Raw genomic sequence first — 12824 nt, forward strand, 5'->3', positions numbered from 1 at the left:
GAAGCTTACTGAAAAAGGCTTCATCAAAGACATCCTTACGGTTATGGCGTTCAGGGCCGCGTGTCGCATGTGACCACCCTGTCAACAGCCATGCCCGCGCCCGGTTGTTCCGGGTGGGGCTACATCATGCGTGACCGCCCTGAAAACCGTTTTTCAGGTTCCGGGTAGCAGCCACATGCATGTGGGATGTGTGGTGTCCGCGGCGGGATTCGAACCCACGGCCCCAGGATTCGTACCACTTCGGCTTTCACCGCCGCCATAGGGGTATGGCGTTCGTGGTCTGGACTGTCCCTTCACCATAAACCGCAAGCGGTTGACAGGTGCTGCCCATCCAGTCTCTACACCTTGCCGGAAAAACCGGCCTTGGCTCGGGATTGGCACGGCATTCGCCAGAGCGTTCCCCGAATTTGAGCAGATCCGCCACGTGGTTTCCCGTCGTGACGCCCAATTGCAAACCAGGAATCCTGTGCTCTATCCGGCTGAGCTACGCGGACACACTTGGGTTTTCTAGACGAGGCCCCGCCGCGCGGCAAGATGTTTCACGAACGGTGGGGGAATATTTCGTCCCTTACTGTCGCCTGCGCATCTGCTGCGCCTGCGCGCACAGCCGGGCGACGTGGCGCAGGCAGAGCACGACATCGGGGCTGCCGGTCTGCTTGCATGCCAGTTCCAGCGCCTGCGTTTCCTCCGCCGCGTGCAGCAGGGCGCTGGCCGACCAGATCGCCATGGCCTGCCCGAAGCTGTCGGTGCGTTTGAAGAATACGGGGGGACGCAACTGCCGCATGGCATCCGCCCGGCTTGCCCCCCCATCCACCGCAAGCCGTGCCCGGCGCAGCCGGTGGATGTGCGACAGCAGCACGCGCGTCAGGGCGACGGGGCTGCTGCCGTCGGTGGCCAGCGCGCGTTCGGCCGCGGCATCGGCCCCCCTGCGGTCGCCCGCCATGGCGGCAAAGGCCGCGTCTTCCAGTGATACGCCCGCCGCGTCGCCAACGCAGGCGCGCACGTCTTCCAGTCCCAGCCTGCCGCCCGTGCCGGCGAACAGGGCCAGTTTTTCCACCTCGCTGCGTGTCGCGGCCCGGTCGGGGCCGGCGCGTTCCACCATCCACCCCAGCGCATCGGGGTCGATGCCGACATCCTGCGCCGATAGCATCTGCCGGATGGCGGCTTCCAGCGTGCGTCCTTCCTCGGGGTAACAGCCGATCACCCCGCACTGCCTGTCCTTTTCCGCAAAGGCCCGCAGTTTCGAACGCGCGGCAAGCCCCGGCGCTTCCATGATGACCAGCGTATCGGATGATTGGGCCAGGCTGCGCTGCAATGCCGCCAGCACGCTGTCGCCCGCGTCACGCAGCCAGACCACGCGACGGCCGCCGGTCAGGGCAAGGGCGGTGGTTTCTTCTTCCAGCCGGTCATGGTCATCGCGGCCCAGGATGGCGACGCGGAACGGGTCCTGCAGGTCCGGACAGACCGCCTTCGCCGCTGTCGTGGCCCGTTCGCGGATCAGGCCCGCGTCTTCCCCATGCAGGATGATGGCCCGCAGCGCGCCCGGTGCCTGCAGGGTGGCGTTGGTGCTGCGGGCATCGATCTTCACCGGGCCTAGTTCCCACCGCCGATGCTGATGCCCGAACCGGGGACGGTATCGCCATCCGCTGGCGTGGCGCCGGACCGCGAACCGCCACCCGTGCCGGATTGGGGCTGGTTATCCATCGGCCCGCTTTCGGTGGTCAGGCTGCTGCCTTCGTTATTTTCCTCGTTTAGCTGAGAATCGGTCCGGCCCGTTGCCAGTGCAGGCAGGCCGTCCGCCCCCGGCTGCTGGGATGGCATCTGGTTGTTGGGATTGACGATGCTGTTGGGATCGACATAGCGGGGCTGGTTCTGGCCCGTCGCCGATCCATCTATTGCCGGGGTGGCATGGGTACGGAACCATGTCGCCACCTGCTGCGTCACCTGGTCGGCCATGTTCTTGGCGACACGGGTGCGCACGTTTTCCAGGTCCAGCGTCAGGGCGAAATACTGTTCATATGTATTGTTCACCCCGTCCACGACCGACGCATCGCCGCCCGCCAGCAGGCGCGGCGTCTCCCCCAGCAGGTAAAGCTGCCAGTGGGCGAAGGCGGTTGTCCGCGTGCGGCCGCTGGTATTGTCCGCATGGATGTCCACGGCCTCGTTCATGAGGTAGGTGCGGATCTGCAGCGCGTAGCGGGTCGGGTTTTCCGGTGACGCCCCGCTCAGGTCCTGCTGCAGGAACTGCCGTAGCTGCTGGCCGTACCGTTCCTTGATGATGGGTACGTACACCTCTTTCAGTTCCGCCAGCACATCGGTCACGGTAGGCTGGCCATCCGCGCCGATATGCTTTCCCGTCGTCGTGTACATGGGCGAAAAGCCGCACCCCGCCAGCAGCAGCAGCAGGGCGCCCAGGATGACGGGATGACGGACGGGACGGGCCATGGATTATTTCGCAACCACGAAATTGACGATCCGGCCCGGTACGTGGATGCGTTTTACGATCCGCGCCCCGTCCAGCAGGCGTGCGACATTCGGCTCGGCTTCCGCCAGGGCGATCACCCTGTCCGCCGGCAGGTCAGGCGCCACGGCAATGGTGCCGCGCAGCTTGCCCATGATCTGCACCGCAATGGTCAGTTCATTCGCCTTCAGCAGGTCGGCGATGGCGACCGGCCATGTGCGCTCCACCACCGGCGGGCCATCGGGTTCAAGCTGCGCCATCATCGTTTCCGCCTGATGGGGCACCATCGGCGCGCATAGCAGCGCCAGCGTGGTGGCGGCTTCGCGCCGGGCGAACGCCATGCCGTCCTCACCCGCCGCCTTTTCCGCGTCCGCCAGGGCGGAGGTCAGCTCATGCAGCCGCGCGACCGCCACGTTGGCGCTGAAGGTTTCCAGCGCATCGGTCACCGCCGCGATGGTGCGGTGGGTGGCGCGGCGCAGGGCATCGGCAGTGCGGGACAATGTCGCGGCGCACGGTGTGCCCGCCGGGACCTGTTCCGCTACCGTGCGGACAGTACGGAACAGGCGCTGCAGGAAGCGGGCGGCGGCGGCAACGCCGGCTTCCGTCCATTCCATGTCGCGTTCCGGCGGGCTGTCGGACAGCACGAACCACCGCGCCGTATCGGCGCCGAAGCGTTCGATGATGGCGACGGGGGCCACCGTATTGCGCTTGGACTTGGACATCTTTTCCACGCGCCCGATGGTGACGGGCTGGCCATTGTCGCGACGCACGGCGCTGTCGCCCCGGCGCTCGACCTCATCGGGGTACAGCCAGTTGCCCTGCGCGTCACGGTAGCTTTCGTGGTTGACCATCCCCTGCGTGAACAGCCCATTGAAGGGTTCATCCACATGCAGGTGGCCTGTCTCATGCATCGCGCGGGTGAAGAAGCGGGCATAGAGCAGGTGCAGGATCGCATGTTCGATCCCGCCGATATACTGGTCCACCGGCAGCCAGCCATCGGCTGCGGCTGGCACGGTGGGGGTCGGGGCATGTGGCGCGGTGAAGCGGGCGAAATACCATGAACTGTCCACAAAGGTGTCGCAGGTATCGGTTTCGCGCAGGGCGGGCTTGCCGCATTTGGGGCACGCCACATGCTTCCATGTCGGGTGGTGTTCCAGCGGGTTGCCGGGGCGGTCGAACGTCACGTCCTCGGGCAGCTTGACCGGAAGCTGGTCATCGGGCACGGGCTGCGCGCCGCAATCGGTGCAGTGGATGACGGGAATGGGGCAGCCCCAGTAACGCTGGCGCGAAATGCCCCAGTCGCGCAGCCGCCAGTTGACCACGCCCTTGCCGATTCCCATGCCTTCCAGCCGGGTGATCGCTTCTTTCTTCGCCGCTTCGGTATCAAGCCCGTCAAGGAAGCCGGAGTTGAACAGCGTGCCGTGGCCGTCACATGCCCTGTCGGTCATGGTGAAGGTGCCGGCTTCCGCCCCCGGCGGCAGGATGACGGGGGTGAAGGGCAGGTTGTACTTGCGCGCGAAATCAAGGTCGCGCTGGTCGCCGCAGGGGCAGCCGAACACGGCACCCGTGCCGTAATCCATCAGCACGAAATTCGCGATCCAGACCGGGAAGGACCTGTCGGGCATGAACGGGTGGGTGACCCGCAGCCCGGTATCGAAGCCGCGCTTTTCCGCCGTTTCAATCGCCTCTTCCGATGTGCCCAGGCGCTGGCATTCGGCAATGAATTCCCCCGCCGCCGCGTTTTTGGCCGCAACCTTGGCCGCCAGCGGATGGTCGGCGGCGATGGCCAGGAAGGACATGCCGAACAATGTGTCGGGACGGGTGGTGAACACTTCGACCGAATCAAGGTCGGTATCGAAACCGGCGGGCGGTTCATGCAGGCCGAAACGAATCTTCGCCCCTTCCGAACGCCCGATCCAGCGTTCCTGCATGGTGCGCACCCGTTCGGGCCAGCGCGGCAGGGTGGACAGGCCATCCAGCAGTTGCGGGGCGAATTTCGTGATTTTCAGGAACCACTGCGACAGCTTCTTCTGCTCGATCAGCGCGCCCGAGCGCCAGCCGCGCCCATCGACCACCTGTTCGTTCGCCAGCACGGTGTTGTCCACCGGGTCCCAGTTGACCCAGCTTTCGCGCCGCTCGACCAGCCCGCCCCTGAGCATGTCGAGGAACAGCTTCTGCTGCTTGCCATAATATTCCGGCAGGCAGGTTGCGATTTCGCGGTCCCAGTTGAAGGAAAAGCCCAGCCGCTTGAGTGTCGCGCGCATGGCGGCGATGTTGTCCATCGTCCACTGGCCGGGATGCACGCCGCGTTCGCGCGCCGCGTTTTCCGCCGGCAGGCCGAAGGCGTCCCAGCCCATCGGGTGCAGCACGCTGAAGCCGCGCGCGCGCTTGTAGCGCGCCACCACGTCACCCAGCGTGTAGTTGCGCACATGGCCCATGTGCAACTGCCCCGACGGGTAGGGGAACATTTCCAGCACATAGTATTTGGGCCGATCGGCGGGGGGCACGTCGGGGACATTGAAGATGCCGGAAGATTCCCAGCGTTCCTGCCACTGCGGCTCGGCCGTGTGGAAATCATAGGCGGGGGTGGCGCTGTCCGGTGGGGTGCTGGTTTCGGTCATCTTCTTCTGGTTCGGTATGCGGTGGGCAGGGATATCCCCGCCGGAAAGGTGCGGGCCGCGCGGTCACGCGCCACCTGGTGGGTCGGCAACGGGGCGGGCAGGGGTCAGTGCTGCCCGCTATCGGTGCGCAACTGGCGCGCGCGGGTCAGGATACGCGCGGTGATGTCGGATACGGTATTGGCCGCGACCGGGGTATCGACCCACTGGTTGTCCTGGAACACCTGCCGGAACACCGATACGCGCACCGCGTCCGAACGCAGGCTGCGCGACAGGATGAAGCAGGTGATCTTGAAGCGTTCATCCTTGGTCGCGGGCGGCGTGTACCAGTCCGTCAGGATCACGCCCGCCACCGCATCAGCGGATGCGAACGGCATGAAGGACAGCGTATCCAGCGCGCCACGCCACAGGAAGGCGTTGACCCCGTTGCTTTCCAGCGGGGTTGAGCCGCCATTCGCACCCCGGTCCTCCTTCAGCAGGCGATTCTGGGGAATGGCCAGCCCGCTTCTGTCGTGCTGGGGCGCGCTGCCACAGCCGGCCAGCAGGCTTATGGCCAGAAGTGCGGGGGCTGCCGCGCGCGGCAGCAGGTGGCGGCCCGGAAGGGCGGCGGGAGGGGCAAAACTGGGCGGACGAAGGGTCATGATGCCTCTATGGACGCCGGGGATGGCCCCCGCATGTGGTAATCCAGCCATGCGCCTGAACTGCCGGCCATGCCGGGCAGGGTGCGTTCTGGCCTGTCGCGTTATCCTTTCTTCATATCCTGCCCCGCCTGTCCCGCCAAGTCGCACGGCCACTTTACCCTGCGTTGCGTGACAATCCGTGCTCGCGGGCGCAAAAATGGCGTCATCTTCCAACAGCAATGGGACATGAATGAGACATTCAGCCATATGGCGCGCCACCGCCCTGTGCATGGGGGCTGTCTTTCTGCCGCCATCGGCCATGCCCTCCCACGCGGCCGCGGTGGCGGGCGGCGGCACAGGGGCGTCCCACGCGGCGGACATGGCGGTGCGCCTGCAACCGGCCGAACAGCAGGCGGTGGTGCAGGCCCGTCCCGCCCCGGCATCCGGCGCGGGCATGGGGCCTGCTGACCTGCTGGCATGGCCGGGCGTGCCCCGGCTGGGGCTGCCGGTGCTGCGCATGCCCGATTTTGCGGTGCCGCCCCCATCTGGCGCCGGCATTACCAACCCGCCGCTGCCATGGCTGGCGCTGGCCGCGACATGGGACCCCGACCTTGCCCGCCGTGCGGGCAGCGCGCGCGCAAGGTCTGAATGGCAGCAGGCACGTGCGGTGCTGCGCGTGGGCGGGGTTGACCCGCTGCCATCGGGCCGCCTGCAGGCCGGCGAGGACCAGGTCCTTGCCGGCAGCATGGCGGGCATGATCGGCGCGGGACTGCTGGCGGGGCATGTCCTGCCGGTCTTCGGTTCGGTCGCAAGGGAAGAACATGCCCGTGCCGATGGCGCCATGCCCGACCGCACGACGCAGGTGCCCGCGGCCGGCCTTGCGTCACAGGGGTTGCTTGGCGTCGCCATGGCGCTGGAAACCGCCCATGGGGGGGCCATACTGTGCGGGGGGCTGGCCCCATGCCAGACCGTGACCGGGCTGGGGGCGATGGTGCATGACGCATGGCGTTTTCCCGGCATGGTCATGGCGTCGCCCGGCGGGGCGGGCGTGGCCAGGGAGGGGGACATCGCCCCCACGCTGGCCGCCGTGGCGGCGGGGGTGGACATGGAACAGGTGGCGGCGGACGAGGGCAGCCGCGATGTGCTGGGCGCCGCCCTGCGGCAGGCGGTGCGCGAGGGCGGCGTGAAACCGGCGCAGGTGCAGGCCATGGTCACGCATATCCTTGCCTCGTTCTACATGTCGGGCAGCCTTGACCATCCCCCCTCGTTCGCCAGCGCGCGTAACGGGGCGCAGTCCGCAGCCGATACGCTGGTGGCGGATGTGGAGGCGCAGGGCGCGGTCCTGCTGCAGAATGAAAACAGGGTCGTGCCGTTTGATCCCGCCCTGGGGCCAGTGCTGATGCTGGTCCGGCCCGCGCTGCGCCCGGCTGCCGAAAAACTGGCGGACGCGCTGCGCCATGCGGGGCTGAACGTGACGCTGTCCGTCACGACGGAGGGGGCAGGCCCCCCCGGCACCCTGCCGCCCGCCACCGCGCAGGCCGCGCGCACGCTGGTGCTGAGTGACGGCAATGTCGACAACCGGATGATTTCCACGCTGGCTGAAATGGGCGGCCATGTCGCCGTCGTGCTGGCGGCCGACGACCCTGACCGGCAGATGCCCTGGCTGGATACGGTGGACAGCGTGGTGCAGGCATGGGCGTGGCGCGATGAATACGCCCAGCCGCTGGCGGCCCTGCTGTCGGGACAGCAGGATTTTTCCGGCCACCTGCCGGTCACGCTGACCGGCGGCTTCTACCCGCCGGGCATGGCGGATGCCGATTATCGCGCCTTCACCCGCGCCCATGTCGTCCCGCTATTCCCGTTTGGCTATGGCCTGTCAACGCATGGGCACGTGACGTTGAGCGACCTGCGCGTCGTGCGTGACGGGAACCATATGGTCGCAAGCTTCGCCGTCACCAATCCCGATGATACGCCGGTGCGCGCGGTGCCGCAGCTTTACGTGGAAATGCCCGATGACCTGCCGGGCGCGGCGCGCAGGCTTGCCGGCTGGCGCAGCGTCATGGTGGCCCCGGGCCATACGGTGCGGCTGAGCGTGCCGGTCAGCCTGCGGCTGGTGGGGCAGTGGAACCCGGCGGGTGGCAACTGGAATGTGGCGGCGGGGGATTATACCCTGTCACTCGGGCTGTCATCGGTCATGATGGTGCGGCATGCGGTACTGCACCTGCCCGCACTGCATGTGCCCGGTGCGCTGGACAGCACGCCCGTGCCGGTCGTAACGGCTGAATAGGCGATGGGGCGGCCTGCCCTGATGGCACGCTTGGCGGCTGTCCCGCCGCAGGCTCCGGGCAATCCCGGCCGGGCATGATGCCGGTGACGCCTGCCTTGGGGGAAGGTCCCGGCCGATACGGCAAAAGGGACACCGGCGCTGCCCAAAAGGGCGCGGCGGCTGCCGTCCACGCGGTGATGGTTCCCGGTGCGGGATGCGGGACGCCTGTGTCGGCCAGCGCGCATGAACCGCACCGGCAGGCCCCGGGGCCGAATGGCCCGGGCGCGGCCTGCCGCGCTTGCCGGGCGTAACGCGACCCAAGGCTCTTACAGAATTTTTACTTGCCCCGTCCCGGATGGGGGCGGCATGGTATGTTTAGGTATGAAAATAACAATAATAACATTCATTACGCAATAAGTGAAAAATTCTATGCCGTTGATCGGAAATATATCGTCTTTCTGGTCGGGTTTCCTCTTTCATTCACGCCCGTTGCCGCCCTGGCCGCGCGGCGGCGCGGATGATGCCTGATCCCACGGCAAGGTTGCGTGTGATCCTGTAATGTTCCGGTCATCGCGATGCGGACATCCCTTTCCCGGCTTTAAATGACATTCCCATGCCCCCATTTCGTCGCGTGCCCGCACGCCCGCATCCTGCTGCCGTCCGCTCTCCACCGCTGAATCGCGCAAGGTGGCCGGTGCGCGTCACGCCCGGTGCGCGCCCGCTGCGCCATGTGGGGGGCGTGGCAATGCTGGCCTGCACGCTTGCGACGACATTTGCGACTTCAGCCGTGCAGGCCGCCGGACCCCGTCCGGCCGTCCCGTCCGGTACGGCCGCGCCGGATAGGGTGCCTGCCGTGGCTCCCGTGGCGGTGAACGCGGCACCCGTGCGGCGCAAGCGCCCGATCGTGGAAACGCGGCTGGACGCGCTGTTCAATACCGAGAGCATTTCCGCATTGCTCAACCATAATGATGACGCCCTGCGCCACAGCGACCTGAGTGCGGGATATTTCGTGGCGGAACAGGCATTTGGTAACCTGGTGCCGCAGATCAGGCCGTGGCGGGACTGGCTGGGCGACCGGGGCTTTTCCTTCGAGCTGACCTACAAGGGCGAGGGCATGGCCAATGTGGGGGGTGGCCTGTCGAGGGGGATGGACTACGTGCATGACCTGCGCGTGAGCATGCTGTTCGACCTGGGGCGGCTTGCAGGGCTGAACGGGTGGTACCTGCACGGCATCATCATGAACCGCGAGGGCCGCCAGGTGGGCTGGGACCATGTGGGCGAGCGCAACGTGCTGCTGACCGAGGTATGGAGCATCCATGGCCCGGCGGCGGCGCGGCTGGCGGACCTGTATGTCGAGAAATCGTTCCTGCACAACCGCATCAACATCAATATGGGCCGCATAGCCCTGACCCATACCTATGCCACCTCGGTCCTGCTGTGCACGTTCATGACCCAGTGCTCCGCCCCCATGGCGATTCGGGAGCCTGCGGGGTGGAGCGTGTATCCCAAGACATCATGGGGCGGCACGGTGCGCTTCCGCCCCACGCGCGACCTGACGCTGCGCACCGGCATATACAGGATCGGTCCCAAGCCGCAGGACAATACCGGCTGGGCGTGGGGTAGCGAGACCACCACCGGCATCCAGACGCCGGTCGAGGTGACATGGGAGCCTTTTTTCGGCCCCCGCAAGCTGCCAGGCCATTACAAGCTGGGTTACGGGCATGATACGTCGCCCTATCCCGACCTGATCGGGGCGGTGCCGGCCGCCTATGCCGCCATCATCCACGCGCATAGGGAAAAGCCGCGCGATACGTTCTATGTCGAAGCCGACCAGATGGTGTACCGCAAGCATGGCGAATACCAGATGGCGGGCGGCTACCTGCTGGCGGGCTATATCCACAACACGCCCAGCATCTCCAGCTTTGCCGATGAATTCTATTTTGGCGCGTCGCTTCTGGGCCTGATCCCGCACCGGCCGTTCGACCGCTTCGGGGTCATGTATTCGTACTACCAGATGAGTCCGCGCCTGACCTATGGCCAGAGCCTGCGCCAGTCCGCCGGGCTGGCGCTTGGTCCCTACGTTACGGGACCGCAGACGCATTCCGCCATTCTGGAAGCCTATTACGGCATTCCCGTAACCCCGGGCCTGGTCATGACACCGGAGTTTGAATACGTGATGCGCCCCGGTGAGACATCGGTCATTCCCAACGCCATGCTGGTGGGGCTGAAGGTTATTGCAAACCTGTGACAATGCCGGGCGGTCGCCCGCCCCATGCGGGGCCGCGCAATCGTTCGGGCCATGGCCCTTTCGTGATCGTGCGGCCCATGGCCGGGCCGGCGGCGCCATGTCACATCCGGTAAAAAAGGATATTATGGACCATGAACGCCAACGGGGATGGCCTGGCCATCGGAGCGGATACGGGATTGAGCCGGTCGGCGCTGGTTACGGCGCGGCATGTGGTTGCCGCCTCGTTCCTGGCGTGGATGCTGGATGCGTGTGACTTCTTTATCGTCCTGTTCACGCTGGATGACGTGGCGCGCGGCTTCGGCGTTTCGTTGCAGGGCGTGCTGCTGGCGCCCACCCTTACGCTGCTGACCCGGCCCATCGGGGCCTTCCTGTGCGGGCGGGCGGCGGACCGTTACGGGCGCAAGCCGGCCATGATCACGATCATCATGGTCTATTCCGCAATCGAGGTCCTGTCCGCCTTCGCGCCCACGCTTGCCACGTTCCTGCTGCTGCGCGCACTGTTCGGCATTGCCCTGGGGGGTGAATGGGGCGTGGGTACGTCGCTGATCATGGAAAGCGTGCCGCCATCATGGCGGGGCATGGCGTCGGGCATCCTGCAGGCGGGGTATCCGGCGGGGTACCTGCTGGCATCCCTGGTGTTCCTCCTGCTGCCGGTCCTGGGGTGGCGCGGGCTGTTCGTGCTGGGGGGCAGCGCGCTGTCCTCGGCGCTTTACATCTGGCTGCGCGTGCCCGAAAGCCCGGAATGGCTGGCGCGGCACAAGAACCGAGACGGGGCGGTGCCGCCGGCCACAGGGCTGTGGTCCCTCGTGCGGGGCAACATGGCGCTGTGCGCATTCGCGGTGACACTGATGGCGGGCTTCAATTTCATGAGCCACGGGTCACAGGACCTGTATCCCAAGATATTCCTTGGCCTTGAGCGCGGGCTGTCCCATCCGTCCATTACGCTGGTGGTGGTGCTGTACAACATCGCGGCCATCGCGGGCGGGCTGTTCTTTGGCATGCTGTCACAGCGGATCGGCCGCCAGTACAGCATCGCCCTGGCGGCCCTGCTTACCCTGCCGCTGCTGCCGCTATGGACGCTGCCCCATTCAACCGCGTGGCTTACGCTCGGCGCCGTGTGCATCCAGTTCTGCATACAGGGGGCCTGGGGCGTGGTGCCTGCTTACCTGAGCGAGCTTTCACCCGCATGGGCGCGCGCCACGTTTCCCGGCCTGGCCTATCAGTGTGGCAACCTTCTGGCCGCCAGCAATGCCCTGATCCAGACCAGCCTCGCCACCCTGCTGGGCACGGGGCTGGCCGTCCCGCTCATGCTGACCGTGGGGCTTGCCGCACTGGTCGTGCTGGGGCTGACGCTGGCCAATGCCCGGCTGCATCCCGCCACGCGGTAGGGGCGTGCGGATGGATGGCGCATGAAAGAACCGGGGCGGGCACAGGTTGGGGGACCAGGCGACTGGCCCGATCGCAATGCCGGATGTCCGGCCCCGGGGCCGGGTGACACCGGCGCGGCGCCATGGTGCCTTTGGCGCCAGGGAACTTTACTGTCCCGGCCGGATCACGGCGCAGGGCAGGCCCTGGTTTTTCAGCGTGGCGCAGGCCTGCGTGGCCGATGCCTGTGACAGCCCGGCAAGGCGGGCGCGATAGATCACGCCGCCAGCAGGCTTGTTGACCGGTATGACCATGCTGCGCGCGCCCTGCAGGGCGGCGAAATCCCCCTGCCGCGCCATGGTGGTGGCGAAGCGGGCCTGCCCTTCGGCGGTGAAGGCCCCGACCTGCACCATCCATGCGCCATAACCCGCGCCAGCGCTGGGCGCGGGTGCGGCGGCGGTGCGGGCGTCGGTATGGCAGGTGGTGCTGGCCGGGTCATACGCCAGGTTTGCGTCCTGCACGCAGGCGGTGCGGTGCTGCACGGGGGCGGGCGGGTTGATGGTGGCGTACTGGATATAGGTGTGGTCGGGCTGGATCGTGGTATTGATCGGGCCGAGTGCCGGCGGGTTGGCGGCCACGCGCTGGCCCGCGCCCCCATAGACCGCCAGTGGCCCGCTCAGCGCCACCTCGTTGCCAAGGTTGGGGGTGATGATGCGCAGGTAGCGCACCGTCTGGCTGGGCAGCGGCCGGCCGTTTTCAAGGTAATCGTTCAGCCGCAGCGTGCCCGCGTTATAGGCCGCAAGGAACCCCGGCGCGCCATACAGCCCGTACAGGATGCGGATATAGGCCGTGCCCGCAAGGATGTTGTCATGCGGGTTGTACGGGTCGGCGCCAAGGTGGTTGCGGCGCTGCATGTCGGCATAGGTGGGCGGCATGAGCTGCATGAGGCCGATCGCCCCGCTGGCCGAACGGGTCAGGTGCCCGTCGATATATTCATGGCCGCCGGATTCCTTCTGGATCACGGCGCGGATCCACTCCTGCGGCACGGAAAAACGGGTGGAGGCATCGGCAATGTAGGGCTGCCACGGGTCGGTCACGGGGCCGGGCGCGCGGTAGGCGGCCTTGCCCTGGTAATAGCTGTTGTAACGGGACGTTCCGCCCCCCGAACTGGCGCAGGCGGCAAGGCCTATGCCGGTCAGCGCCAGCAGGCCAAGGCGCGCCATGCCCCGGATGGAGGGAAGGGTCG

The 12824-nt window shown here is 66.8% G+C and carries 8 protein-coding genes; 3 read left to right on the plus strand and 5 right to left on the minus strand.

All coding sequences use genetic code 11. The features are described 5' to 3' along the window. Positions 1 to 568 precede the first annotated feature (568 nt). From holA to CFR76_RS06680, 4 genes are all read right to left on the minus strand, one after another. Entirely contained in the window at positions 569 to 1588 is a 1020-nt protein-coding gene (gene holA, locus CFR76_RS06665) for a DNA polymerase III subunit delta (protein ID WP_110556429.1), read from the minus strand. Between the two features lie 5 nt (positions 1589 to 1593). Continuing rightward, positions 1594 to 2445 (minus strand): hypothetical protein, encoded by an 852-nt coding sequence (locus CFR76_RS06670; RefSeq protein WP_110556430.1) that lies wholly within the window; start codon positions 2443 to 2445, stop codon positions 1594 to 1596. A 3-nt stretch (positions 2446 to 2448) separates the two neighbouring features. Continuing rightward, positions 2449 to 5082: a leucine--tRNA ligase gene (gene leuS / locus CFR76_RS06675; RefSeq protein WP_110556431.1), complete on the minus strand. Its 2634-nt coding sequence runs from the start codon at positions 5080 to 5082 to the stop codon at positions 2449 to 2451. Positions 5083 to 5186: 104 nt separating this feature from the next. After that, the gene (locus tag CFR76_RS06680) at positions 5187 to 5720 is read right to left on the minus strand and encodes a DUF3576 domain-containing protein (protein ID WP_110556432.1); all 534 of its coding nucleotides are present in this window, start codon (positions 5718 to 5720) and stop codon (positions 5187 to 5189) included. Between the two features lie 229 nt (positions 5721 to 5949). Here CFR76_RS06680 and CFR76_RS06685 point away from each other — a divergent pair, with 229 nt between their 5' ends. The 3 genes from CFR76_RS06685 to CFR76_RS06695 all read left to right on the plus strand — a co-directional run bounded on the left by CFR76_RS06685 (position 5950) and on the right by CFR76_RS06695 (position 11601). Next, entirely contained in the window at positions 5950 to 7986 is a 2037-nt protein-coding gene (locus tag CFR76_RS06685; protein WP_110556433.1) for a glycoside hydrolase family 3 protein, read from the plus strand. A 592-nt stretch (positions 7987 to 8578) separates the two neighbouring features. Next, positions 8579 to 10213 (plus strand): carbohydrate porin, encoded by a 1635-nt coding sequence (locus CFR76_RS06690; protein ID WP_244191820.1) that lies wholly within the window; start codon positions 8579 to 8581, stop codon positions 10211 to 10213. 131 nt (positions 10214 to 10344) lie between these two features. Continuing rightward, the gene (locus tag CFR76_RS06695) at positions 10345 to 11601 is read left to right on the plus strand and encodes an MFS transporter (protein WP_110556434.1); all 1257 of its coding nucleotides are present in this window, start codon (positions 10345 to 10347) and stop codon (positions 11599 to 11601) included. A gap of 147 nt (positions 11602 to 11748) precedes the next feature. On the opposite strand, the gene CFR76_RS06700 is transcribed toward CFR76_RS06695, so the two are convergent. Further along, a complete protein-coding gene (locus CFR76_RS06700) occupies positions 11749 to 12801 on the minus strand; it encodes a lytic transglycosylase domain-containing protein (protein ID WP_110556510.1) in 1053 nt (350 codons plus the stop codon). Between the last annotated feature and the right edge of the window lie 23 nt (positions 12802 to 12824).

The sequence above is a fragment of the Komagataeibacter swingsii genome, from assembly GCF_003207895.1.
Lineage (GTDB): Bacteria > Pseudomonadota > Alphaproteobacteria > Acetobacterales > Acetobacteraceae > Komagataeibacter > Komagataeibacter swingsii.

Excerpts from the sequence above, each read along its gene's own strand:
- leuS (WP_110556431.1), bottom strand. The coding sequence starts at position 5,082 with ATGACCGAAACCAGCACCCCACCGGACAGCGCCACCCCCGCCTATGAT.
- CFR76_RS06685 (WP_110556433.1), top strand. The coding sequence starts at position 5,950 with ATGAGACATTCAGCCATATGGCGCGCCACCGCCCTGTGCATGGGGGCT.
- CFR76_RS06670 (WP_110556430.1), bottom strand. The coding sequence starts at position 2,445 with ATGGCCCGTCCCGTCCGTCATCCCGTCATCCTGGGCGCCCTGCTGCTG.
- CFR76_RS06680 (WP_110556432.1), bottom strand. The coding sequence starts at position 5,720 with ATGACCCTTCGTCCGCCCAGTTTTGCCCCTCCCGCCGCCCTTCCGGGC.
- CFR76_RS06695 (WP_110556434.1), top strand. The coding sequence starts at position 10,345 with ATGAACGCCAACGGGGATGGCCTGGCCATCGGAGCGGATACGGGATTG.
- CFR76_RS06700 (WP_110556510.1), bottom strand. The coding sequence starts at position 12,801 with ATGGCGCGCCTTGGCCTGCTGGCGCTGACCGGCATAGGCCTTGCCGCC.
- CFR76_RS06690 (WP_244191820.1), top strand. The coding sequence starts at position 8,579 with ATGCCCCCATTTCGTCGCGTGCCCGCACGCCCGCATCCTGCTGCCGTC.